A 23,607-nucleotide genomic window follows, 5' to 3' on the forward strand; every position below is an offset into this window, starting at 1 on the left:
TCCTCCCCTACGAGTTGTCCACAGGTTTGACGGGCCCCCTTGTCCCGACCGATCGTTCGGTTACTCTAACTCTGTCCACCCGTCCCTGCCCAGCTCGTTGAGGAGTTGGTCCGTCATGGCCGCCGAGCTCTCCCCGCACCTGTTGTCCGAGAAGCACCGCCCCGCGCTCGACCAAGCCCTCGACGCGATCCGTACGCGCGCCTACTGGTCTCCGCATCCTGAGCATCCGAAGGCATACGGCGAGGGCGGCGCCCCCGGCAGCCTGAGCGCCGCCGAGGGCAAGGCCGCGTTCGACGCCGTGCTGCACACCCGGCTCGACCTCGGCCAGCCGGGCACCGACGGCTGGACGGGCGGAGAGATCTCTCCGTACGGGCCGGAGCTCGGCGTCGAATATCCGCACGCCGACCTGGATGTCCTGCTGCCGGCGATGCGTGCAGGCATGGCCGCCTGGCGTGCGGCGGGCCCCGAGACCAGGGCCCTGGTCTGTCTGGAGATCCTCGCGCGGATCAGCGCCAGGACCCATGAGTTCGGCCACGCGGTGATGCACACCAGCGGCCAGGCCTTCATGATGGCGTTCCAGGCGGGCGGCCCGCACGCCCAGGACCGCGGCCTGGAAGCCGTGGCGTACGCGTACGCGGAGCAGATCCGTACCCCGCAGAGCGCCGACTGGTCCAAGCCGCAGGGCAAGCGCGACCCGCTCCAGCTGCACAAGTCGTTCACCGCGGCGCCCCGCGGTATCTCGCTCCTGATCGGCTGCAACACGTTTCCCACGTGGAACGGCTATCCGGGCCTCTTCGCCTCCTTGGCCACCGGCAATCCCGTACTGGTCAAGCCGCACCCGCGCGCCGTGCTTCCGCTCGCGCTCACGGTGCAGCTGGCGCGCGACGTGCTCGTCGAGGCGGGCTTCGACGCCAACCTGATCGCCCTGGCCGTCGAGCGACCGGGCGAGGGCATCGCGAAGTCTCTCGCGGTGCGCCCGGAGATCAAGATCATCGACTACACCGGATCCACCGCCTTCGGCGACTGGCTGGAGACCAACGCCCGCCAGGCCCAGGTGTACACGGAGAAGGCCGGAGTCAACAGCATCATCCTCGATTCCACGGACAATTACCGAGGGATGCTTGCCAACCTGGCATTCTCCCTCTCTCTGTACAGCGGCCAGATGTGCACCACTCCGCAGAACCTGCTGATCCCCCGCGACGGCATCACGACCGACGACGGCAACAAGTCGTACGACGAAGTCGTCGACGACATCGCCGCTGCGGTGAACGGACTGCTGGGCGACGACGCCCGGGCGAACGCACTGCTCGGTGCCCTGGTCAACCCCGATGTGAAGGCCCGTCTGGAGGCGGCAGCGGAGCTGGGTGAAGTCGCCCTGCCCTCGCGCGAGGTGGCCAACCCGGAATTCCCCGACGCCGTGGTCCGCACCCCCGTCGTCGTCAAACTGGACGGCACCAAGCCGGACGACGCGGACCACTTCCTGTCGGAGTGCTTCGGGCCGGTCTCCTTCGCCGTAGCGGTCGACTCGACGGCCGACGCCGTGGAGCTGCTCCGCCGCACGATCCGCGACAAGGGCACGATGACGGTCGGCGCGTACACCACCTCACCGGAGGTGGAGCGTGCGGTGGAGGATGTCTGTCTGGAGGAGTCGGCCCAGCTCTCGCTGAACCTGACCGGCGGGGTATACGTCAACCAGACCGCGGCGTTCTCCGACTTCCACGGCTCGGGCGGCAACCCGGCAGCGAACGCGGCCCTGTGCGACGGAGCGTTCGTGGCAAACCGCTTCCGCACAGTGGAAGTCCGCCGCCAGGCATAACCCCCGCCTCGCTCTCCCGTTCCCCGCTCCTCACGGACCCGTCCGCCCGTACCCCCGCCCCTCTCGGGATTCCTGCCGGCTCTCCCGCGTTTGAGGAGCGGGGGTACGGGGGCGGAGCCCCGGGGCACGGCCCCCGCCGGCGGCCGCGTCTACCGCGCTGCCCCCGGAATGTCCGCATACCGCTGCACCCACGCGTGCATGGCAATCGCAGCCGCGGCCCCCGCGTTGATCGACCGCGTCGACCCGAACTGCGCGATGGAGCACACCATCGCCGCGTGCTTGCGAGCCTCTTCCGTCAGCCCGGGCCCCTCCTGCCCGAAGAGCAGCACACACCGCCGCGGCAGCTCCGTCCGCTCCAGAGGCACCGCGCCCGGCAGATTGTCGATCCCGATGATCGGCAGGCCCTCCGCCGCCGCCCACGCGGTCAGCGACTCCGTGTCGGGGTGGTGCCGCACATGCTGGTACCGGTCGGTGACCATCGCACCGCGCCGGTTCCAGCGCCGCCGCCCCACGATGTGGATCTCCTTGGCGAGGAAGGCGTTCGCGGTACGCACCACGGAGCCGATATTGAAGTCGTGGCCCCAGTTCTCAACCGCCACGTGGAAGTCGTGCCGCCGCAGATCAAGATCGGCGACGATAGCTTCCCGCGTCCAGTACCGGTAGGCGTCACCCACGTTGCGCCGGTCGCCATGAGCGAGCAGCTCGGGGTCGTACCGCTCGTCCACGGGCCAGGGCAGCGGATGCGGCCCCACGCCGATCTCCGTGCCGAACCCGTCGTCGTACTGCATTGGTTCCTCGGCCGGACCGGGTTCTGCCGCCGGTACGGAAGCGACGGACGGTTCAAGTCCCGGGGACCCCTCGATCGGCAATTTGCCGCCGGTACTGCCGGTGCCACCAATGCCGCCGATGCTGCTGCCGCTCTCACTACTCACCCGACGAGCGTATGGCCCCCGTCGTCACTGCGCTGCGGGGCCTCCTCGTCGTCTGCGGCACGCCGCGGCCCCGGCACCTTGCCCCTGCGCGAGAACAGCAGCTCCCGCCCGAGGGTCACACGGCCGCCGAGCCACACCAGGAACACAGTCGGCAGGAAGACGGAGTCGGCGGCGATCATCGCCATCGAGAAGAAGGGCAGTCCAAGCAGCAACGCGATGCCGACGTGCTCGCACATCATGGCGATGAGCAGGACATTCTTGACCCGCCGGTTGAACAGGGTGAAGGGGAAGGCGACCTGAACGATGACCGTGCCGTATGTCAGCAGCATCACCATCACACCGCTGGACGCGAGGATGTCCGACAGTCCTGGCCACGGCGTGAAGTAATCGAGCTTGAGCGGGTAGTACAGCGCCGTGCCGTCCTGCCACCGCGATCCCTGAATCTTGTACCACCCTGCCGTCGCGTAGATCACACAGACCTCGGCCGCGATCACGACGAGGGTCGCGTTGTGGGCAAGGTTGGCGATGACATCGAGCAGGGTGCGCGCTTCACTCTCCGGCGCGCGACGATTCACGACCCACCAGGCACCGTGGCCGACCCAGAGAAACCAGAAGAGAACCGGCAGCCACGAGGTGCCGCCGAGACCGTCTGTCACGGTGGCCACCATCAGAACCAGGCCGAGCACCACCCAGAGAACCGGACCGACCACATCCCCCCGCGCCGAACGCCGAGGACCGTCGACGTCCGCTTCCACATCCACATCCACATCGGCATCAGCCTGCAGGACCGGGGTGCAGCCCACACGGCCCGCCTGCCCCGGACGGCCCGCACGAGCAGCACGCCGGGCATCCAACGACCAAACCTGCCCGCAACGCGTCAGCACGAGATAGATCGCCATCAGGTGGATGACGTTGTCGCCGCCGTCACCCATGAAGATGCTGCGGTTCTGCAGGGAGAGCACACCGACCATGAAGAGGACCGACGTGGCGCGGGTGTGCCAGCCGACCATGAGCAGCACGGCGGAGAGCAGGGCCACCGCGTACACGACCTCGAACCAGACCGTGCTGTCCGACCACATGAGCATGCTGAAGGCTCGATTGCCGGATATGAGTTGCTGCGCCATGTCCCAGCGCCATGGGGCGTCGGGACCGTACATCTCGTGGCGGTGTGGCAGTTCGCGCAGCAGGAACAGCAGGTAGGTGGTGGCGAAACCGATCCGGATGACGGCGCTCTGGTACGGGCCGAGCGCCGAGGAGGTGATGCGCTGGATGCCGCGGGCGAGCTTGCGATCGACAGTGGACGTACTCACTTGTCCACCCCCTTGGCGCCGTCGGGAAGATCGGCGGGGGTTACGGTCCACCACGGCAGCACCCGGTAGGACGGCTTCGTGCTGATCCTTTCCTCGCTCCAGCCGGGGGCCGCGACGGACCGCACCTCGGATCGGATCTGGATGCGCTCGATGGTGCCGCCGTAGTCGTGCTCACCGAGGCGCAGCATCGCGATGCGGCGGATGTAGCGCTCGGAGAGCTGACCGCGCAGGCCGTTCGCCCGGTTCTCGTTGTCGTGGGAACTGACGTAGAAGTCCCAGCTGCGGCGCAGCTCGTTCTGATGGATGTGGCTGGGGAAAAGATTGCCGCGTATCGCCTTGCCGTCCTCACCGGAAAGACTCATCCAGGGGGTGGTGCGGCGGCCGTCGGCGCCGGCTATCTCGGCGCGTACGTGAACGGCCACGTTCTGCTGGAGCGGGTTCGGAGCGAAGAGCTTCCAGTTCTGTTCGAACTCCGGATAGATCCAGTCGTCGACCGCCTGGCCGTGCTGCTTGGTCAGCGTGTTGGAGGGCGCGACATGCAGAAACACCATGGCCAGCTGGCCGCATGCGACCAGCCCGATGACGGACAGTGCGATCGCGGCAACGATCTGGTAGGGAAGGGACAGGGCGACTATGCCGCCACAGGGACCTGAACCCGGCTCCCGGCCGCCGCCGGACGGCGTGTCCTCGCCCTGCCCCGGCCCTGGCCCGGCGCTCCCGTTCCCGCCTCCGACTCCCCTGTCGTCGTACGAATCCATCCCGCCCCGTCCCCGTCGATCCCCGGTCAGTTATCCACAGGGTTGACACCCTACGGGCCACCGACTCACCATTGAAGGCAATGAACCGAACGATCGGTCGGTAGGGAGTCCGGGATGACGGCAGTGACTGCGGACCAAGCGGCGCGGGCGGGAACAGGCGGGCCCGAAGGGGCAGACGAAGCACTGGCGTCGGCCTTCGACGCCGCGGTGGCGGCGGACGAGCGCATCGAGCCGCGCGACTGGATGCCGGATGCGTACCGCGCCTCGCTGGTCAGGCAAATGGCCCAGCACGCCCACTCCGAAATCATCGGCATGCAACCGGAGGCCAACTGGATCTCGCGAGCGCCCTCGCTGCGCCGCAAGGCGATCCTGATGGCCAAGGTCAGGACGAGGCCGGGCACGGGCTCTATCTGTACAGCGCTGCGGAGACCCTCGGCACCGGCCGTGAGGAATTACTCGACAAACTCCACGCGGGCCGCCAGAGATATTCATCGATCTTCAATTACCCGACGCTGACCTGGGCGGACGTCGGCGCGATCGGCTGGCTCGTGGACGGCGCCGCGATCACCAACCAGGTGCCGCTCTGCCGCTGCTCCTACGGCCCGTACGCCCGGGCGATGGTCCGCATCTGCAAGGAGGAGTCCTTCCACCAGCGTCAGGGGTACGAGCTGCTGCTCACCCTCAGCCGCGGCACCCCGGCGCAGCACGAGATGGCTCAGGACGCGGTGAACCGCTGGTGGTGGCCGTCCCTGATGATGTTCGGCCCGCCGGACGACGCATCGGCCCACTCGGCGAAGTCGATGGCCTGGAAGATCAAGCGGCACTCCAACGACGAGCTGCGGCAGCGCTTCGTGGACATCTGCGTCCCCCAGGCCGAAGCACTGGGACTCACCCTTCCGGACCCGGATCTCCGGTGGAACGAGGAGCGTGGACATCACGACTTCGGGGAGATCGACTGGAAGGAGTTCCAGGAAGTCCTCAAGGGCAACGGCCCGTGCAACGAGCAGCGCCTCACCCAGCGCCGGCGGGCGCACGAGGAGGGCTCCTGGGTCCGGGACGCGGCAGTCGCGTACGCGGAGAAGCACACAGAAGTACGGAACGCGATACGGAACGAGGAGGCGACAGCATGAGCAGCTCGACCGAATGGCCGCTGTGGGAGGTGTTCGTGCGTTCGCGCCGCGGGCTGTCCCACACCCACGCGGGCAGCCTGCACGCCCCGGACGCGGAAATGGCCCTGCGCAACGCGCGCGATCTGTACACACGCCGCTCCGAGGGCGTCTCCATCTGGGTGGTCCCGTCCACACAGGTCACGGCCTCCTCGCCGGACGAGAAGGACTCCTTCTTCGAGCCGGCCGGTGACAAGCCGTATCGGCACCCGACGTTCTACGAGATCCCGGAGGGAGTGAAGCACCTGTGAACGCGGCCCTCGCCCTGGGCGACGACGCGCTGGTGCTCTCGCACCGGCTGGGGGAGTGGGCCGGCCACGCCCCCGTACTGGAAGAGGAAGTGGCCCTGGCCAACATCGCGCTGGACCTGCTGGGACAGGCCCGGGTGCTGCTCTCCCTCGCCGGGGACGAGGACGAGCTGGCGTACCTGCGCGAGGAACGCGCATTCCGCAACGTCCAGCTGGTCGAGCAGCCGAACGGCGACTTCGCCCACACCATCGCCCGCCAGCTCTACTTCTCCGCCTACCAGCGCCCCCTGTACGAACAGCTGGCGGCCGGTGAGAGCCGGTTCGCCGGGCTGGCGGCGAAGGCGGTCAAGGAGGTCGCTTACCACCAGGACCACGCGGAGCACTGGACGCTGCGACTCGGCGACGGCACGGACGAGAGCCATGAGCGGATGCAGCGCGCGGTGGACGCCCTGTGGCGGTTCACCGGAGAGCTGTTCCAGCCCGTCGAGGGTGTGGAGATCGACTGGCAGTCGCTGCACAACGGCTGGCTGGAGACCGTCACCGCGGTGCTGGAGAAGTCCACGCTGACCGTTCCGACCGGTCCGCAGTCCGGAGCGTGGACGGCGGGCGCGGGCCGCCAGGGCATCCACACCGAACCCTTCGGCCGGATGATCGCGGAGATGCAGCATCTGCATCGCAGCCACCCGGGGGCGTCATGGTGACCGAGACCCTCCTGAAGGAGGAGCTGTACCGGCTCGCAGGCTCTGTGCCCGATCCCGAACTGCCCGTGCTGACCCTGGACGAGCTGGGAGTGCTCCGGGGTGTGGACGTACTCGCGCCCGGCAAGGTCACCGTGCGCCTCACCCCGACCTACACCGGCTGCCCGGCGATCGAGGCCATGTGCTCCGACATCGAGCGGGTCCTGCATGACCACGGCATACCGGAGGTTTCCGTGGTCACCGTGCTCTCGCCGGCCTGGTCGACGGACGACATCAGTGCGGAAGGACGGCGCAAGCTGGCCGAGTTCGGCATCGCACCCCCGCGCCCGCACGATGCCACGGCCCCCGCAGGCGGCCCGGTGCCGCTCACGCTCTCGGTGCGCTGCCCGCACTGCGGCTCGACCGATACGGAACTGCTGAGCAGGTTCTCCTCCACCGCCTGCAAGGCGCTGCGCCGGTGTGTGACATGTCGCGAACCGTTCGACCACTTCAAGGAGTTGTAGATGTTCCATCCGCTCCGGGTCCGCGCGATCGAACGGCTCACGGACGATTCGGTGGCCGTCACCCTCACCGTCCCGCCCGAGTTGCGCGAGACCTTCCGCCATGAACCCGGTCAGCACCTCAACGTGCGCTACACCGTCGATGGCGAAGAGATCCGCCGCTCGTACTCGATCTGCTCCCCGGCCACCGCGGAACCGGCCGATCCGGTGCTGCGCGTGGGCATTCGGCTCGTCGACGGCGGCGCGTTCTCCACGTACGCACTGAAGGAACTCGCCGTCGGTGACCTGGTCGAGGCGATGCCCCCGATGGGCCGCTTCGTACTCACGCCCCGCGCGGGACGTTTCGCGGCGGTCGTCGGGGGTAGCGGGATCACCCCTGTGCTGTCGATCGCGGCGACACTGCTGGCGCGCGAGCCCGACGCCAGTTTCTGTCTGATCCGCAGCGACCGGACGGCGGTCTCGACGATGTTCCTGGACGAGGTCGCCGACCTCAAGGACCGCTACCCGGACCGGTTTCAACTGGTCACGGCGCTCTCCCGGGAGGAGCAGCAGGCGGGCCTTCCGTCCGGCCGGCTGGACCAGGAGCGGCTCACCGACCTGCTGCCCGCGCTGCTTCCGGTCGCAAAGGTGGACGGCTGGTATCTGTGCGGGCCGTTCGGACTGGTGCAGGCAGCCGAAGGCGCGCTGCATGGCCTGGGCGTCGACCGCACCCGTATCCACCAGGAGATCTTCCACGTCGACGACGGCCCGAACGCACCTGCCCGCCCCTGGGCCGAAACGCCTGCTCACAGCAGACTCACCGCGACCCTCGACGGCCGCTCCGGCACCTGGCCGGTAGATGATGGCGAATCGCTGCTGGAGACCGTGCTGCGCAGCCGCTCCGACGCACCGTACGCCTGCAAGGGCGGCGTGTGCGGGACCTGTCGGGCGTTCCTGGTCTCGGGCGAAGTGCGAATGGACCGCAACTTCGCACTGGAACCCGAAGAGACGGGCGCGGGCTATGTGCTGGCGTGCCAGTCGCATCCGGTCACTCCGGAAGTGGAACTCGACTTCGACCGTTGACCGCCGACCGACGTCACCGACCTCGCCGACCTCGCCGACCTCGCCGACCTCACCCCATCTCCCCGCCTCCCAGCCTCCACACCTCATCCTGGCCTCGTCCCGGCCTCCTCCTGTTCCCTTCTCATAGAACCTGTTCTATCTTGACGCTCCGTCAGATCTGGTTATGGGAGCAGCAGTTCGCGGGAGGCCAGGGCAGTGGACTTCACCTTCACCGAGGAACAGCAGGCAGCCACCGAGGCGGCGAGAGCGGCCTTCTCGGGCGTAGCACCCGACGGGGTTCCCAGCCCGGCTCTCGTGCCGGGCGCGGTGGCCGAGGACATCGACCGGCCCCTGTGGGCCGGGCTCGCCGCAGGCGACCTGCTGGGCCTGACGCTGTCCCCGGAGCACGGCGGGGCGGGGCTCGATCTCGTCGCGCTCTGTCTGGTGCTGCGCGAGTCCGCCAAGGTGCTTGCGCGGGTGCCGTTGCTGGAGACGTGCGCGGTCGCGATGGCGCTCCAGCGCTACGGCGACCCGGGGCTGGCGGCCGAGTTGCTTCCCCTCGTCGGCCGCGGCGAGCTGGTCCTCACCGTCGGGGCCAACGGCCGCTCCGGCCACGACCCGGCCGAGCTCGCCGTCACTGCGCACCGCGAAGTCCCCATGAGGAGCGACCGGCCCGGTGCGGCATCCCGCAGAGGCCCTGACGAGGTTCCTGACGAAACTCTTGGCGATGCGACCGGCGATGCGGCCGGCGATGCCGATGGTGGCGCGGCGGGCTGGGTACTCGACGGGGTGCAGTCGGGGGTGCCCTGGGCGCAGGCCGCGGACTGGATCGCGATTCCCGCCCACACGGGGGAGGGCCGGGCCGTTCTCGCCCTGATCCGGCCCGCCCACGAAGGCGTCACCCTGGCCGAGCAGGTCTCCACCAGCGGTGAGCGGTTCGCCGAGGTCCGGCTGGATTCGGTAAGGATCGACGGCCGCGCGTTGATCGACACCGCCGGGGCCTGGGAGTGGCTGCGCGCCCTGCTCACCACCGGGACGTGCGCGCTCGCGCTCGGCCTGGGCGAGGCCGTGCTCGCCATGACGAGCGAATACACCGGGAAACGCGAACAGTTCGGCTTTCCGGTCGCGACCTTCCAGTCCGTCGCCGTGCAGGCCGCGGACCGCTACATCGACCTGCGGGCCATGGAAGTGACGCTCTGGCAAGCGGCCTGGCGGATCTCCACCGGAGCCGACTGCGCACTGCCCCCCGAGGGCGACATCGCCGTGGCAAAGATCTGGGCGTCGGACGGTGTCCGTCGGGTCGTGCAGACCGCACAACATCTGCACGGCGGCTTCGGCGCGGACACCGACTACCCGCTGCACCGCTTCCACGCCTGGGCGAAGCAGATAGAGCTGTCCCTCGGCCCGGCCGCGGCGCACGAGGAGGCACTGGGCGATCTCCTGGCTGCCCACCTCCTCGGCTGACCCCCGGCCCGATCCTCAACCGACGCCGTCCGAACCACCGAGCAGCCGAGCAACCCGAAGGCCCCAGCAAGCGGGCAATCGAGCTGTCACCCGGCTCAGAGCACGAAAGCCGGGGCGCCGTTGTCGGTGACCATCGGACGCCCGGCACCGTCCCAGGCAAGCATCCCGCCGTCGATGTTCACCGCGTCGATGCCCTGCTGCACCAGGTACTGGGTAACCTGGGCGGACCGGCCACCGACCCGGCACATCACATGCACGCGCTGCCCACCCTCAGCCGCCTCGGTCAGCTCACCGAAGCGACCCACGAAGTCACTCATCGGAATGTGCAGGGCGCCTTCGACATGCCCAGCCACCCATTCGTCGTTCTCCCGGACATCCAGCACAAAGCCGTCCGACGGAACCGCCGCGACATCCACCGAGGGCAGCGGGGCGAAATTCATGGGTCATGCCTTCTCTCGTACGTACGCTCCAGAGTCACCAGGAACGCTACTGCACCAGCCCCGCCAGCTCCGCCTCACGCTGAGCGACCTCGCCCAGCAGCTGATCGGCGATCTCGTCGAGCAGCCGGTCCGGATCGTCGGGCGCCATCCGCAGCATGGCCCCGATCGCGCTCTCCTCGAGCTCCTGAGCGAGCACCGTCAGGAGTTCCTTGCGCTGGGTCAGCCAGTTCAGCCGGGCGTAGAGCTCCTCGCTCTCGCTGAGCTCCGCCTCCGGCGCCACCGGCCCCGCCGCCCACTCCTGCGCCAGCTCGATCAGCAGTGCCTCGTCACCACGCCCGTAAGCGGCGTTGACGCGGGTGATGAACTCGTCGCGGCGTGTCCGCTCCGTCTCGTCCTGCGCCAGGTCCGGGTGGGCCTTGCGTGCCAGCTCACGGTAGAGCTTGCGCGCCTCCTCGGTCGGCCGCACCCGCCTGGGCGGCCGGACCGGCTGCTCGGTCAGCATCGCCGCCGCCTCGGGGGACAGCCCGTCGGAGTCGATCCAGTCGTGGAACAGTTCGTCGACACCCGGCATCGGCATCACGATCGCCCGGGCCTCCTGAGCCTTGCGGAGGTCTTCGGGATCGCCGGTCCTGGCAGCCCGGGCCTCCGCGATCTGCGCGTCGAGCTCATCGAGGCGGGCGTACATCGGGCCGAGCTTCTGGTGGTGCAGCCTGGAGAAGTTCTCGACCTCGACCCGGAAGGTCTCCACCGCGATCTCGAACTCGATCAGCGCCTGCTCCGCCGCCCGTACGGCCTTGGCGAGCCGAGCCTCGGGCCGGACCCCCTCCGCATGCCCACCGACGGCCCCGCCGGTCCCCTCAGCAGCACCGGCACCCTCACCAGCACCGACACCGGCTGACCGGCCCCCCGGCGCATCCGGCGCATCCGGCGCATCCGGCGCATCCGGCGCATCCGGCGCATCCGGCGCATCCGGCGCATCCGGCGCATGCTGATCGTGCTGCCGGTCGTTGTCCTGCCGGTCATCGTCGTTCCGGGTGGTCGGCACCCCGGCGGCTTCGTGGGTCACCCGTCCAGCGTATGGCCACCTCCCACGCCTCGATGACACGCGGTCGGCTCCATGCCCCTCACACACCCAGTTCGGCGGCTATTCGCCCCGCCCCGATGGCCCGTACCAGCTCCGCGTGGTCCGCCTCCGTACGGTCCGCGTACTGCACCGCGAACGCCGCCACCGCCTCGTCCAGCTCTTCGTTCTTGCCGCAGTAACCCGCGACCAGTCGCGGGTCGGCGCTGTGCGCATGGGCCCGCGCCAGCAGCGCCCCGGTCATCCGGCCGTAGTCGTCGACCTGGTCGGCTGCCAGGGCCGCCGGGTCCACGCTGCCCTTGCGGTTCCGGAACTGCCGCACCTGGAAGGGACGCCCCTCCACGGTGGCCCACCCCAGCAGGATGTCGCTGACGACCTGCATCCGCTTCTGCCCGAGCACCACCCGGCGCCCCTCGTGCGCCACCTCCGGCACATCGAACCCGACAGCCGGCAGATACGGCGCCAGCACGGAGGGCCGCGCCTCCTTCACCTGCAGCACCAAGGGCTCACCACGGTGATCGAGCAGGAGCACCACGTACGACCGGGTGCCGACGCTCCCCGTGCCGACCACCCGGAACGCCACGTCGTGGATCGCGTACCTGGCGAGGAGCGGGCCCCGGTCCTCCGAGATCGTGCCCAGATAGTCGCCAAGTCCCGCCGCCACCGCCGCGGCCTCGTCGTCCGGCACCCGCCGCAGCACCGGCGGCGCGTCGATGAAGCGACGTCCGCCGTCCCCCGAATCCTCGGTGGACTTGGCCGCGAAACGGGCGCTGGTGTTGTTGCGGGCCTTTTCCGAGACCCGCTCCAGGGTGCCGAGCAGATCCCGCGCATCGGTGTGCGAGACCAATTCCTCATCCGCGATGGCATTCCAGGCATCGAGCGCGGGCATCTTGGCCAGCAGCCGCATCGTCCGCCGGTAGGCGCCCACCGTGTCGTATGCACCCTGGCGGCAGGTGTCCTCGTCCGCCCCGGCCTCCCGCCCGGCGAGCACCAGCGAGGTGGCGAGGCGCTTGAGGTCCCATTCCCAGGGGCCGAAAACGGTCTCGTCGAAATCGTTCAGATCGATGGCCAGGCTGCCGCGCGCATCGCCGTACAGCCCGAAATTGGCGGCGTGCGCATCACCGCAGAGCTGGGCGCCCACCCCGCTGACAGGCGTGCCCGCCAGGTCATGGGCCATCAGCCCGGCCGAGCCCCGCAGAAAGGCGAACGGTGTGGCCGCCATCCGCCCCACCCGGATCGGGGTGAGCCCGGGCACCCTGCCGCGGCTCGATTCCTCGACCGCCTGCACGGCATCGGGCCGCCCGGCCGGGAGGTCCAGAGAGGAGTGAGAGGCCCTGGACACCCTCTCCCGCAGGGCCTTGCCCACATTCCTGGGCGACCGCGGCGCGCTCCTGCCCGCTGCGGCCGCCCCATCCGCCCGGCGAGCGAATCCGGGCACGACCGGAATGCGCGGATTCCCTTGCACAGCCCGCTGAACCGGAACTGTCGCTTCGATTTCGCCCATGGCGCGCGGCCTCCCCCACCTCGCCCTGCGCTCCTGGCCCGACGCCCGGTCGCAGATCAATCGCGACGAAGGTACCGCTGTCCGCCGAAAGCCGTCCGCCCCTGTGGAAAACTCACGTTCCAACCTGTGGACAACACCGCGTGGGCAACGCTCTGCCCTGGTCAGACGCCGACGGCCTCTTCCAGCTCTTCCTCGTGGTCCACCCCGGCCTGCACATGCCGTCCCCGTGCCTGTGCAGCCCCGGCCTCGGCCGTCCCCTCGGCCGCCCCTGCCGGAGCGGTCTCCACCGCGGCCTTCCGCCGCCTCGCCTCGGCCAGCCCTGCCGCACCCATCACTGCCAGACCCACCACGAACCAGAGCGCGAGCACCAGCACATTCCGGCCGAGCGCATGCCCGCCGAAGTACACATGGCTGCGGACGCCCTCGACGAAGCCCGCACCGTTCCAGAAGGAGTGCAGCGCACCGAAGAAGCCGGGCTGCAGTTCCGGCCGGAAGATGCCGCCGGAGCTGGTGAAGTTGAGCATCACGAAGAGCACCATCACGCCGAGCGTCGTCCACCGCTTGAGGAAGGTGTGCAGCCCGACGCCGATCAGCAGAATGCCCGCCGAGTAGAGCCAGGCCATCGCCCAGAGACCGCCGAGGCCGTGGTCCACGAGACCGAACAGCGGACCGGCGAAGACCGCTCCGATCAAGCTCACCACCAGGGACGCGGCAGCCGTCAGGGCGGCCCTGATCCGCAGCGAAAGTACCGCGCCCGCGCCGCCGATCACCGCGACCGAGGCGTAGGAACCGATACTCACCGCGACCAGCAGGAAGAAGATGCCCTGGCCGGTCGGATCGCCGTCCGCGGTCGGTGCCGTGTCCGTCACCTTCAGCGGATGACCGTGCTCGGCGGCGACCTTGGTGAAGACCTTCTCGACCACCGTCGCGCTGGTGTCGGACGCCGCACCGGCCACCAGCAGCTCGGGATGCTTCCCCGGCAGGTAGGCGCCGTAACTCGCCTGGGTCCTCAGGTGGTTCACCGCCGCTGCGCGATCGGGGACCGTGTGCACACTCAGCGCCCCGTCGCCCTTGTCCTGCAGCGTCTGCGCGAGCAGCTGCGCGCTCGGCCCCGACCCGACCACGTCCACCCTCAGGTCGTGCGGCTCAGGGGCATGGAACGCCCCTAGGTAGGCGAGCCCCATGCCGATGCACATCAGCAGCGGCGTAACGAGATGGCTCAGGACATGACGCAGAGCGGCTGCGGTGGAGCCGGCGGCGGCACTCGGGCCTGAGGACATTCGAAGCACTCCAATAGTTGGCTTTTACAACTTACAACCCGTTGTACTATACAACTGAATCCCGAGGGAGACGAGACGGAAGGCGAACCAGTGCCAGGCGACCCCGGAGAACGCGAAGAATCGCTGAATGTCATCCAGCGCGAACTGACCGCCTTCGCGCGTCGCGCGCGGGCCGCGGCAGCCCGCCTCCATCCGGAGCTGCCCCTGGTCTCGTACACGCTGCTGGCCCACATCGACGACCAGCACGGCTGCCGCGCAACGGATCTTGCCGCGCACTACATGCTGGACAAATCGACGGTCAGCCGACAGGTCGGCACTCTGGAAAAGTTGGGCCTCGTCGAACGCCACCCGGACCCGGACGACCATCGCATCCAGGTGCTGCACCCCACCGAGGCAGGAACCCGGGCACTCGCCTCGACCCAGGCCAGCCGCCACGCCGCGTACCAGCAGCGACTCGCCGACTGGACAGCGACCGACCTCGCCCAGTTCGCGGAGTACCTACTGCGCTACAACTCGGCAGGCGACACGGGCGCAACCACCCCGCAGATCCCCTGACCTGCACCCCGCAGCCCCCTCAGGTCTGCCAGAACAGCCGCCGGACCACTACAACCAGACGACGCCCGGGGTCGGCTGTCTCGCCGGCCCCGCCCCCCTTCTCGTACACATGAGAACACCCTCAATCGGGTGTTTCACGTGAAACACAGCCCAACCACCCCGGCCTCACAGCCCGGCCAGGCGGCTGTCCTACGAAAGTCGCCACAACAGGCACGTGAGCACCCCCGAGCACCAGTGGGAACCGACGAGCGCCAGCGGGAACCGACGTGCACCGGCAGGAACGAAGAAGCCCCACAGACCGTTTGGCCTGTGGGGCTTCTCTCTTGTGCGCGAGGGGGGATTTGAACCCCCACGTCCATAAGGACACTGGCACCTGAAGCCAGCGCGTCTGCCGTTCCGCCACTCGCGCAAGAGTGGTGTTTCCAGACTCTCTCACCGTTTGGTGCGAGCGCCTGGCGACATCCGGAAGATTAGCACGCTGGACAGGGTGGATTCACATCCGTTGTTTCACCGAACGCCTGGCGGGAAACGGGAACGCCCAGCGGCCGCCCCCACTCCTCCTCAGTGCACCCCTCGTGCGGGACACTGTGAGGAGGCCGCCTCTACGATCGGTGTGAGAGGTGACACTCATCCACAGGGCAGACAAGGGGAACCAGCCGATTTCCCGACGCGTGGATACGATCAGTAAGCAGTACAGGGACGACTACAACGGAGGAGGTGCCCCATGGGAGTCATGAAGCGTTTCGAGCAGCGTCTCGAAGGTCTGGTCAATGGCACCTTCGCCAAGGTCTTCAAGTCCGAGGTCCAGCCGGTCGAGATCGCGGGAGCCCTCCAGCGCGAGTGCGACAACAACGCAACGATCTGGAACCGTGAGCGGACCGTCGTCCCCAACGACTTCATCGTCGAGCTCAGCACCCCCGACTACGAGCGACTCAGCCCGTACTCGGGACAGTTGGGCGACGAACTCTCCGGCCTGGTCCGCGACTACGCCAAGCAGCAGCGGTACACCTTCATGGGCCCCATCAAGGTCCATCTGGAGAAGGCCGACGACCTGGACACCGGGCTCTACCGGGTGCGCAGCCGCACCCTGGCGTCGAGTTCGTCACAGCAGCAGGACCCCCAGGTCCGGCCGGGACAGCACGGCCAGCCCCCCTACCCGGGCCCGGGGCGTCCCGCGCAGCCCACCGGCGGTTACGGCTATCCGCCCAGCTCCGCCCCGCCCATGCCCGCGGCGCCGCCGCCGGGCGCAGGCAGGCCGGCAGCGCCCAGTACCGACCGGCACCCGCCGGCCGGACCCAGCCCCCTGCCTAACGCGCAGGTGCGGCGCTGGATCGAGATCAACGGCACCCGCCATCAGATCTCCCGCCCGACGCTGGTGCTGGGACGCAGCACCGACGCCGACGTGCGGATCGACGACCCCGGCGTATCGCGTCGGCACTGTGAGATCCGGACCGGAACGCCCTCGACGATCCAGGATCTCGGGTCCACCAACGGCATCGTGGTGGACGGGCAGCACACAACCCGCGCTACGCTCCGCGACGGCTCGCGGATCGTCGTGGGCAGCACCACCATCGTTTACCGGCAAGCCGAAGGGTGAAGCGGGGGCAATGTCAGAGCTGACCCTGACGGTCATGCGGCTAGGATTCCTGGCTGTTCTGTGGCTGTTCGTAATCGTGGCCGTCCAGGTCATCCGTAGTGACCTGTTCGGAACGCGCGTCACGCAGCGCGGCTCACGCCGCACCGCGAACGACGCACGACCGACACAGGCACGCCAGAATGCCGCGGCACCACCGCAGCAACGCCAACAGCCCGGCCGCCAGCGCCGGGGGGCACCCACAAAGCTGGTCGTCTCCGAGGGCACCCTCACCGGCACCACGGTGGCGCTCCAGGGGCAGACCATCACGCTGGGCCGGGCCCACGACTCAACGATCGTGCTGGACGACGACTACGCGTCCAGCAGGCATGCCAGGATCTACCCCGACCGTGACGGCCAGTGGATCGTCGAGGATCTCGGGTCCACCAACGGCACATATCTCGACCGGACCCGGCTCACCACCCCGACGCCTGTTCCGCTGGGCGCGCCGATCCGGATCGGCAAGACCGTCATCGAGCTGCGGAAGTAGTACGACAATGAGCGAGCGGAGCGAGCGAGCCGCGACGGCCCGGGCAACGGACCCGGCCCGGCTCCCGACCGGAGGGTGGGCAGTGTGGCTCGAGACCGGCTGTACCCCGAGCCGACGGGCGAGGTGCGCATGAGTCTTTCCCTGCGCTTCGCCGCCGGATCGCACAAGGGCATGATCCGGGAGGGCAACGAGGACTCCGGCTACGCCGGTCCGCGCCTTCTCGCCATCGCCGACGGCATGGGCGGCCAGGCGGCCGGTGAGGTCGCCAGCTCCGAGGTGATCTCCACGCTCGTCCAGCTCGACGACGACGTCCCGGGCTCGGACATCCTCACTTCGCTCGGTACGGCGGTCCAGCGGGCCAATGACCAGCTGCGCATGATGGTCGAGGAGGACCCCCAGCTGGAGGGCATGGGCACCACGCTCACCGCCCTGCTCTGGACCGGCCGGCGCCTCGGCCTCGTCCACGTCGGCGACTCCCGTGCGTACCTGCTGCGCGACGGCGTACTCACCCAGATCACCCAGGACCACACCTGGGTACAGCGGCTGGTCGACGAGGGCCGGATCACCGAGGAAGAGGCCACCACCCACCCGCAGCGCGCTCTTTTGATGCGTGCGCTGGGCAGTGGCGACCACGTCGAACCCGATCTCTCCATCCGTGAGGTCCGGGCCGGCGACCGCTATATGATCTGCTCCGACGGGCTCTCCGGCGTCGTCTCCCACCAGACGATGGAAGAGACCCTCGCCAGTTACCAGGGCCCCCAGGAGACCATCCAGGAGCTGATCCAGCTCGCCCTGCGCGGCGGCGGTCCGGACAACATCACCTGCATCGTCGCCGACGTCCTCGACGTCGACAGCAACGACACCCTGGCCGGGCAGCTCAACGACACCCCGGTCATCGTCGGCGCGGTCGCCGAGAACCAGGCCGCCCATCAGAACGACGGCGGCGCCATGCAGACCCCCGCCGGACGAGCGGCCGGCCTCGGCCGCCCCGTCCAGCCGCCCGCGGGCGGCTTCGGCCCGCCCGGCAGCGGTGACGACGTCGGCTACGGCGGAATGCCGGACGGCTCCTTCGACGCGTACACCGACGACGACTTCGTCAAGCCCCGCGGCGGCCGCAAGTGGCTCAAGCGGTCCTTCTACATCGTGCTCGCGCTCGCCATCATCGGCGGTGGTCTCTACGGCGGCTACCGCTGGACCCAGAACCAGTTCTATGTCGGCGCGAAGAACGAACACGTCGCACTGTTCCGCGGCATCAGCCAGGACCTGGCGTGGATCTCGCTCTCAAAGGTCGAGAAGGACCACCCCGAGATCGAACTCGAGTACCTCCCGCCCTACCAGCGCAAGCAGGTCGAGGCGACCATCGCCGAGGGCAACCTCACCGCCGCGCGCAAGAAAATCGGCGAACTCTCCGTCCAGGCATCCGCCTGCAAGAAGGACGCTCAGCGACGCGCGGCCGCGAAGGCCGGCTCCGACGAGGGCCAAGCCAGTGGCACGGACTCCGACGCCGCCAAGACGTCCGGCACCTCCGACGCCACCAAGACCAAGCCGACCGCAGCGACTCCCACTCCTGGTCCCAGCCTCTCGGAGGAAGAGAAGAAGCTGGTCCCGCAGTGCGGTAAGCAGTAAAGCCGTAGGGAGCCTTCAGCACCATGAGCGTTGTCACCAACACGACCACGATCGGCGCGATCGACGCACCGAGTCGTCGCAACACCGAACTGGTTCTGCTTCTCTTCGCCGTCTTCATCTCGGCGTTCGCGTACGCCAACGTGGGCCTTGCCCTCAACGGTGAACTGCCCTCCGGCATGCTCGGATACGGACTCGGGCTCGCCCTGCTCGCGGGCGTCGCACATCTCGCGGTCCGCAGATTCGCACCCTACGCGGACCCGCTTCTGCTGCCGCTGGCCACCTTGCTCAACGGCTTGGGACTGGCAATCATCTGGCGCCTGGACCAGTCGGAAAGGTTCCAGGCACTGAAGACCTTCGCACCCGCTGCGTCCAAGCAGCTGATGTTCTCCGCTGTCGGCGTCGGGCTGCTCGTCGTCGTACTGGTGGCTCTCAAGGATCACCGCATTCTGCAGCGCTACACCTACATCTCCATGCTGGTGGCGCTGTTCCTCCTGATCCTTCCCATGTTCTTCCCCGCCGTGAACGGCGCCAAGATCTGGATCAACATCCCCGGCGTCGGCACGATCCAGCCAGGGGAGTTCGCCAAGATCATCATTTCGGTGTTCTTCGCCGGCTATCTCATGGTCAAGCGCGACGCGCTGGCCCTGGCCAGCCGCCGCTTCATGGGCCTGTATCTGCCGCGGGGCAGGGACCTCGGGCCGATCCTCATGGTCTGGGCCTTCTCGATCCTCATCCTGGTCTTCGAGACCGACCTCGGCTCGTCCCTGCTGTTCTTCGGCATGTTCGTCGTCATGCTGTACGTCGCCACCGAGCGCACCAGCTGGATCGTCTTCGGCCTGCTGATGTCCGCAGCCGGCGCCGTGGGTGTGGCCGCATTCGAACCGCACGTCCAGCAGCGTGTCACCGCCTGGCTCGACCCGTTCGCCGGATGGGGCAAGCTGGAAGCCAGCGAGCAGGTGGCCAAGTCCCTGATGGCGTTCGGCTCCGGGGGCACGCTCGGCACCGGCCTCGGCCAGGGCAATTCCGACCTGATCGGCTTCGCCGCCAACTCCGACTTCATCCTCGCCACCTTCGGCGAGGAGCTCGGCCTCGCCGGGATGATGGCCATCCTCCTCATCTACGGTCTGATCGTCGAGCGCGGTGTCCGCACCGCGCTCGCTGCCCGCGATCCCTTCGGCAAGCTTCTCGCGATCGGGCTCTCCGGCTCCTTCGCCATTCAGGTCTTCGTCGTCGCCGGCGGTGTCATGGGACTCATTCCGCTGACCGGTATGACCATGCCGTTCCTCGCGCAAGGCGGATCGTCAGTGATCGCCAACTGGGCCCTGATCGGAATCCTGCTCCGTATCAGCGACACCGCGCGGCGCCCCGCTCCGGCCCCAGCCCCATCACCCGACGCCGAGATGACCCAGGTGGTCCGACCGTGAACAAGCCCCTTCGCAGGATCGCGATCTTCTGCGGGCTGCTCGTCCTCGCTCTCCTGGTCCGTGTCAACTGGCTCCAGTACGTGCGTGCCGACGAACTGAACGCGAACGAGCACAACCGCCGCATCCAGATCGAGCGGTACGCACACGAGCGCGGCAACATCATCGTCGACGGAAACCCCGTCACCGGGTCCGTCGAGACCAAGGGCAGCGACTTCAAGTACAAGCGGGTCTGGAAGAACGGCCCCATGTGGGCACCCGTGACCGGCTACTCCTCACAGGCGTTCGACGCGTCGCAGTTGGAGAGCATCGAGGACGGAATCCTCACCGGCAACAGCGACCAGCTGTTCTTCGACCGCACGCTGTCCCTCTTCACCGGTGAGAAGAAGACCGGCGGCCACATCGTCACCACCCTCAACGCCGCCGCCCAGAAGGCCGCCTTCAAGGGGCTCGGCGACAAGAAGGGCGCCGTAGCCGCGATCGACCCGCAGACCGGCGCCATCCTGGCCCTCGTCAGCACCCCCTCGTACGACCCCTCGGTCTTCGCGGGCAATTCCCTCAAGGACGCGGAAGCCCGGCAGAAGCTGCTGGACGACAAGGACAAGCCGATGCTCAACCGGGCATTGCGCGAGACCTACCCGCCGGGCTCGACCTTCAAGGTCGTCACCGCCGCGGCCGCGCTGGAGAACGGGCTGTACACCAGCATCGACGAGCACACCAAGTCACCGCTGCCCTACCGGCTCCCGCAGACCACCGGCAACCTGGAGAACGAGGGCAACATCCCGTGTGAGAACGCCTCGCTCCGGGAGGCGCTGCGGTGGTCCTGCAACACCGTCTTCGGCAAGATCAGCGATGACCTCGGCAACCAGAAGATGATCGACCAGGCCAACAAGTTCGGCTTCAACAAGGAAATCTTCACCCCGGTCCGCGCCGATGCCAGCGTCTACCCCAAGGACAACCGGCCGCAGAACGCCATGGCCGGGATCGGCCAGGCGTCCAACCGCGCCACCCCGCTACAGATGGCGATGGTCGCCGCCGCGGTCGCCAACGACGGCAAGCTGATGCAGCCGTACATGGTCGCCGAGCGCCAGGCCCCCGGCCTGGATCCGATCTACACCCACGAGAAGGAGCAGCTCAGCCAGCCCCTCTCGGGTGAGAACGCCCAGAAGCTCCAGCAGATGATGGAGACCGTCGTCGAGAGCGGCACGGGGCAGAACGCCAAGATCCCGGGCGTCACCGTCGGCGGCAAGACGGGTACGGCCCAGCACGGTCTGAACAACAGCGAGAAGCCGTACGCCTGGTTCATCTCGTACGCCAAGACCGACAGCGGCTCCCCGGTCGCCGTCGCAGTGGTCGTCGAGGACGGCCAGGCCAACCGTGACGACATCTCCGGTGGTGGTCTGGCCGCCCCGATCGCGCAGGCTGTAATGAAGGCGGTCATCGACAGCAGGAGGTGACACCCATCACATCGGGTGCCATATCTGCACATTGGGATACCGGTCAGATATCAGGTCCGGACTCCGGGCCGATCAGGTAGTGCGCGGCCGGTAGCGTATGCGCGAGCAGCACACCGCCGGACCACACACCGGTGCGGTCGGGACTGACGGAGAGGGCTGGAACAGTTATGGAAGAGCCGCGTCGCCTCGGCGGCCGGTACGAGCTGGGCTCGGTGCTCGGCCGTGGTGGCATGGCCGAGGTCTACCTCGCACACGACACCCGGCTCGGCCGCACCGTAGCTGTGAAGACGCTGCGGGCCGATCTGGCCCGCGACCCGTCCTTCCAGGCCCGGTTCCGCCGTGAGGCCCAGTCCGCCGCGTCACTCAACCACCCGGCGATCGTCGCGGTCTACGACACCGGTGAGGACTACGTCGACGGGGTCTCCATCCCGTACATCGTCATGGAGTACGTCGACGGATCGACGCTCAGGGAACTTCTGCACTCCGGCCGCAAGCTGCTGCCCGAGCGCACCCTCGAGATGACCGTCGGCATCCTCCAGGCACTGGAGTACTCGCACCGCGCGGGCATCGTCCACCGCGACATCAAGCCGGCGAACGTCATGCTGACGCGCACCGGCCAGGTCAAGGTCATGGACTTCGGCATCGCCCGCGCCATGGGCGACTCCGGCATGACGATGACCCAGACCTCGGCCGTCATCGGCACCGCCCAGTACCTCTCCCCGGAGCAGGCCAAGGGCGAGCAGGTCGACGCGCGTTCCGACCTGTACTCGACCGGCTGCCTGCTCTACGAGCTGCTGACGGTCCGGCCGCCGTTCATCGGGGACTCACCCGTCGCGGTCGCCTACCAGCACGTACGGGAAGAGCCGCAGCCGCCGAGCAACTTCGACCCCGAGATCACGCCCGCCATGGACGCGATCGTGTTGAAGGCCCTGACCAAGGACCCCGACTACCGCTACCAGTCGGCCGACGAGATGCGCGCCGACATCGAGGCCTGCCTCGACGGCCAGCCGGTCGCCGCCACCGCGGCGATGGGCGCGCCCGGTTACGGCGGCTACGACGGATACGTCAACGACCAGCCGACCACCGCACTGCGTGCTGCGGACCAGAACGGCGCACCCACGTCCATGCTGCCCCCGGTCAACCCGGACGACGGCGGCTACGGCTACGACGACCGGCCGGACCGCAGGCGCCAGAAGAAGAGCAACACCTCGACGATCCTGCTGATCGCCGCGGGCGTCCTGGTGCTGATCGGCGCGATCCTGATCGGCCGGTCGGTGTTCGGCGACACCAACAACAACAGCGACAAGGTCCCTGTGCCGAACATGGTCGGCTCGACCGTGCAACAGGCAGAGAAACTTGCGGAGAACGCTGACGTCGTCCTCAAGGTCGGCTCGAACGAACCCTGCGAGGACCAGCCCAAGGGCAAGATCTGCAGCCAGACCCCGACCACCGCGGACGACAAGATGGCGAAGAAGGGCACCGTCACGGTCGTCGTCTCCACCGGCGCGCCGAAGGTCGAGGTCCCGGACGTCACGGAGAAGTCCGAGGAGAACGCCCGCAAGTACCTTGAGGAGAAGGGCTTCACGGTGAACGTCACCACCGTCGAGTCCGACAAGACCGCGGGTACGGTCATCAAGCAGGACCCCGAGGGCAACACGAAGGCCGAGAAGAACTCCGAGGTCACAATCACGGTCGCCAAGCAGGCCCTCCTGGAACTCCCTTCCGTGACCGGCAGGACGTACACGGATGCGGAGGACCAACTCAAGCGCATCGGGTTCACCAACATCGTGCGTACCGACGTCGACGCGCCCGAGGCCGCCGTGGACGTAGTGGTCGGGCAGACCCCAGATCCCGGCAAGCAGGCCAAGGATGTCCAAATCGTCCTAAAGGTCTCCAAGGGTCCGCCGCAGCCGGAGCAGACCACGGTTCCCGACCTGCAGGGCAAGACCCTCGCCGAGGCGAATGCCCTGCTGGCCCAGGCGGGCCTGCAGCTCGGCCAAGTGCAGGGACCGGATGACGACAAGGCCAAGGTCGTCTTCTCCCAGCCCGAAGCGGGTCAGCAGGTCGACAAGAACGGCGCGGTCAACGTCCAGACCATGCCGGGCAAGGGAGACGGCAACATCTTCGGCGGCCCGTCCGGCTCACGCCAGCACTGACCCCGAATCGCCCCAACTGCCAAAGGGCCCC

Annotated in this window: 20 protein-coding genes, 1 tRNA gene and 1 pseudogene; 14 read left to right on the plus strand and 8 right to left on the minus strand. The window is 68.4% G+C overall.

Going from position 1 to position 23,607, the window contains the following annotated elements; genetic code table 11:
• Positions 1–115 precede the first annotated feature (115 nt).
• Complete coding sequence (gene paaN, locus OH735_RS18175) at positions 116–1,816, plus strand: phenylacetic acid degradation protein PaaN (protein WP_406382583.1); 1,701 nt, start codon at positions 116–118, stop codon at positions 1,814–1,816.
• A 149-nt stretch (positions 1,817–1,965) separates the two neighbouring features.
• Here paaN and OH735_RS18180 read toward each other — a convergent pair whose 3' ends face one another.
• The 3 genes from OH735_RS18180 to OH735_RS18190 form a co-directional block, all read right to left on the minus strand.
• Positions 1,966–2,604, minus strand: coding sequence for a TrmH family RNA methyltransferase (locus tag OH735_RS18180; protein ID WP_406386626.1), 639 nt, complete (start codon positions 2,602–2,604; stop codon positions 1,966–1,968).
• 140 nt (positions 2,605–2,744) lie between these two features.
• Complete coding sequence (locus tag OH735_RS18185) at positions 2,745–4,058, minus strand: HTTM domain-containing protein (RefSeq protein WP_406382584.1); 1,314 nt, start codon at positions 4,056–4,058, stop codon at positions 2,745–2,747.
• On the minus strand, positions 4,055–4,816 hold the full coding sequence (locus tag OH735_RS18190; protein WP_406382585.1) for a DUF5819 family protein: 762 nt from the start codon (positions 4,814–4,816) through the stop codon (positions 4,055–4,057). The genes OH735_RS18185 and OH735_RS18190 overlap by 4 nt, the downstream gene beginning before the upstream one ends.
• Positions 4,817–4,930: 114 nt before the next feature.
• On the opposite strand from OH735_RS18190, the pseudogene paaA reads away from it, so the two are divergent.
• The 6 genes and pseudogenes from paaA (at position 4,931) to OH735_RS18220 (ending at position 9,933) form a co-directional block, all read left to right on the plus strand.
• Positions 4,931–5,946 (plus strand): annotated as a pseudogene (paaA, locus tag OH735_RS18195) (1,2-phenylacetyl-CoA epoxidase subunit PaaA).
• On the plus strand, positions 5,943–6,233 hold the full coding sequence (gene paaB, locus OH735_RS18200) for a 1,2-phenylacetyl-CoA epoxidase subunit PaaB (protein WP_266416914.1): 291 nt from the start codon (positions 5,943–5,945) through the stop codon (positions 6,231–6,233). Before paaA ends, paaB begins: the two are co-directional and overlap by 4 nt.
• Complete coding sequence (gene paaC, locus OH735_RS18205; RefSeq protein ID WP_406382586.1) at positions 6,230–6,931, plus strand: 1,2-phenylacetyl-CoA epoxidase subunit PaaC; 702 nt, start codon at positions 6,230–6,232, stop codon at positions 6,929–6,931. Before paaB ends, paaC begins: the two co-directional genes overlap by 4 nt.
• A complete protein-coding gene (paaD, locus tag OH735_RS18210; RefSeq protein WP_383752071.1) occupies positions 6,925–7,431 on the plus strand; it encodes a 1,2-phenylacetyl-CoA epoxidase subunit PaaD in 507 nt (168 codons plus the stop codon). The genes paaC and paaD overlap by 7 nt, the downstream gene beginning before the upstream one ends.
• Positions 7,432–8,490, plus strand: a complete 1,059-nt coding sequence (locus OH735_RS18215) for a 2Fe-2S iron-sulfur cluster-binding protein (RefSeq protein ID WP_406382587.1) — start codon at positions 7,432–7,434, stop codon at positions 8,488–8,490. It begins immediately after the preceding gene.
• Positions 8,491–8,685: 195 nt separating this feature from the next.
• Positions 8,686–9,933: an acyl-CoA dehydrogenase family protein gene (locus OH735_RS18220; protein WP_406382588.1), complete on the plus strand. Its 1,248-nt coding sequence runs from the start codon at positions 8,686–8,688 to the stop codon at positions 9,931–9,933.
• A 95-nt stretch (positions 9,934–10,028) separates the two neighbouring features.
• On the opposite strand, the gene OH735_RS18225 is transcribed toward OH735_RS18220, so the two are convergent.
• From OH735_RS18225 to OH735_RS18240, 4 genes are all read right to left on the minus strand, one after another.
• Positions 10,029–10,373 carry a rhodanese-like domain-containing protein gene (locus OH735_RS18225; protein ID WP_406382589.1) on the minus strand — a complete coding sequence of 115 codons (345 nt, stop codon included), beginning with the start codon at positions 10,371–10,373 and terminating at the stop codon, positions 10,029–10,031.
• Between the two features lie 46 nt (positions 10,374–10,419).
• The gene (locus OH735_RS18230) at positions 10,420–11,439 is read right to left on the minus strand and encodes a hypothetical protein (protein WP_406382590.1); all 1,020 of its coding nucleotides are present in this window, start codon (positions 11,437–11,439) and stop codon (positions 10,420–10,422) included.
• 58 nt (positions 11,440–11,497) lie between these two features.
• The gene (locus OH735_RS18235; RefSeq protein WP_406382591.1) at positions 11,498–12,958 is read right to left on the minus strand and encodes a DUF2252 domain-containing protein; all 1,461 of its coding nucleotides are present in this window, start codon (positions 12,956–12,958) and stop codon (positions 11,498–11,500) included.
• A 161-nt stretch (positions 12,959–13,119) separates the two neighbouring features.
• Positions 13,120–14,238, minus strand: coding sequence for a hypothetical protein (locus tag OH735_RS18240; protein ID WP_406382592.1), 1,119 nt, complete (start codon positions 14,236–14,238; stop codon positions 13,120–13,122).
• Between the two features lie 90 nt (positions 14,239–14,328).
• Here OH735_RS18240 and OH735_RS18245 point away from each other — a divergent pair, with 90 nt between their 5' ends.
• Positions 14,329–14,793, plus strand: coding sequence for a MarR family winged helix-turn-helix transcriptional regulator (locus tag OH735_RS18245; RefSeq protein WP_406382593.1), 465 nt, complete (start codon positions 14,329–14,331; stop codon positions 14,791–14,793).
• A 326-nt stretch (positions 14,794–15,119) separates the two neighbouring features.
• Here the strand turns inward: OH735_RS18245 and OH735_RS18250 are convergent.
• Positions 15,120–15,202, minus strand: a tRNA-Leu gene (locus OH735_RS18250).
• Positions 15,203–15,517: 315 nt separating this feature from the next.
• On the opposite strand from OH735_RS18250, the gene OH735_RS18255 reads away from it, so the two are divergent.
• The 6 genes from OH735_RS18255 to pknB all read left to right on the plus strand — a co-directional run bounded on the left by OH735_RS18255 (position 15,518) and on the right by pknB (position 23,576).
• Entirely contained in the window at positions 15,518–16,390 is an 873-nt protein-coding gene (locus OH735_RS18255) for an FhaA domain-containing protein (protein ID WP_406382594.1), read from the plus strand.
• Between the two features lie 10 nt (positions 16,391–16,400).
• Positions 16,401–16,916: an FHA domain-containing protein gene (locus tag OH735_RS18260; protein WP_406382595.1), complete on the plus strand. Its 516-nt coding sequence runs from the start codon at positions 16,401–16,403 to the stop codon at positions 16,914–16,916.
• Between the two features lie 129 nt (positions 16,917–17,045).
• On the plus strand, positions 17,046–18,542 hold the full coding sequence (locus tag OH735_RS18265; protein ID WP_406382596.1) for a PP2C family protein-serine/threonine phosphatase: 1,497 nt from the start codon (positions 17,046–17,048) through the stop codon (positions 18,540–18,542).
• Between the two features lie 23 nt (positions 18,543–18,565).
• A complete protein-coding gene (locus OH735_RS18270) occupies positions 18,566–19,966 on the plus strand; it encodes an FtsW/RodA/SpoVE family cell cycle protein (RefSeq protein WP_406382597.1) in 1,401 nt (466 codons plus the stop codon).
• Positions 19,963–21,420, plus strand: coding sequence for a penicillin-binding transpeptidase domain-containing protein (locus OH735_RS18275; RefSeq protein ID WP_406382598.1), 1,458 nt, complete (start codon positions 19,963–19,965; stop codon positions 21,418–21,420). The genes OH735_RS18270 and OH735_RS18275 overlap by 4 nt, the downstream gene beginning before the upstream one ends.
• A 167-nt stretch (positions 21,421–21,587) precedes the next feature.
• Positions 21,588–23,576, plus strand: a complete 1,989-nt coding sequence (pknB, locus tag OH735_RS18280) for a Stk1 family PASTA domain-containing Ser/Thr kinase (RefSeq protein ID WP_406382599.1) — start codon at positions 21,588–21,590, stop codon at positions 23,574–23,576.
• Positions 23,577–23,607: the final 31 nt, after the last annotated feature.

The organism is Streptomyces sp. NBC_01618 (assembly GCF_045209435.1).
Taxonomy (GTDB): Bacteria; Actinomycetota; Actinomycetes; order Streptomycetales; family Streptomycetaceae; genus Streptomyces.

Excerpts from the sequence above, each read along its gene's own strand:
- paaN (WP_406382583.1), top strand. The coding sequence starts at position 116 with ATGGCCGCCGAGCTCTCCCCGCACCTGTTGTCCGAGAAGCACCGCCCC.
- OH735_RS18180 (WP_406386626.1), bottom strand. The coding sequence starts at position 2,604 with ATGCAGTACGACGACGGGTTCGGCACGGAGATCGGCGTGGGGCCGCAT.
- OH735_RS18190 (WP_406382585.1), bottom strand. The coding sequence starts at position 4,816 with ATGGATTCGTACGACGACAGGGGAGTCGGAGGCGGGAACGGGAGCGCC.
- paaB (WP_266416914.1), top strand. The coding sequence starts at position 5,943 with ATGAGCAGCTCGACCGAATGGCCGCTGTGGGAGGTGTTCGTGCGTTCG.
- paaD (WP_383752071.1), top strand. The coding sequence starts at position 6,925 with ATGGTGACCGAGACCCTCCTGAAGGAGGAGCTGTACCGGCTCGCAGGC.
- OH735_RS18215 (WP_406382587.1), top strand. The coding sequence starts at position 7,432 with ATGTTCCATCCGCTCCGGGTCCGCGCGATCGAACGGCTCACGGACGAT.
- OH735_RS18225 (WP_406382589.1), bottom strand. The coding sequence starts at position 10,373 with ATGAATTTCGCCCCGCTGCCCTCGGTGGATGTCGCGGCGGTTCCGTCG.
- OH735_RS18235 (WP_406382591.1), bottom strand. The coding sequence starts at position 12,958 with ATGGGCGAAATCGAAGCGACAGTTCCGGTTCAGCGGGCTGTGCAAGGG.
- OH735_RS18240 (WP_406382592.1), bottom strand. The coding sequence starts at position 14,238 with ATGTCCTCAGGCCCGAGTGCCGCCGCCGGCTCCACCGCAGCCGCTCTG.
- OH735_RS18255 (WP_406382594.1), top strand. The coding sequence starts at position 15,518 with ATGGGAGTCATGAAGCGTTTCGAGCAGCGTCTCGAAGGTCTGGTCAAT.
- OH735_RS18260 (WP_406382595.1), top strand. The coding sequence starts at position 16,401 with ATGTCAGAGCTGACCCTGACGGTCATGCGGCTAGGATTCCTGGCTGTT.
- OH735_RS18265 (WP_406382596.1), top strand. The coding sequence starts at position 17,046 with ATGAGTCTTTCCCTGCGCTTCGCCGCCGGATCGCACAAGGGCATGATC.
- OH735_RS18270 (WP_406382597.1), top strand. The coding sequence starts at position 18,566 with ATGAGCGTTGTCACCAACACGACCACGATCGGCGCGATCGACGCACCG.
- pknB (WP_406382599.1), top strand. The coding sequence starts at position 21,588 with ATGGAAGAGCCGCGTCGCCTCGGCGGCCGGTACGAGCTGGGCTCGGTG.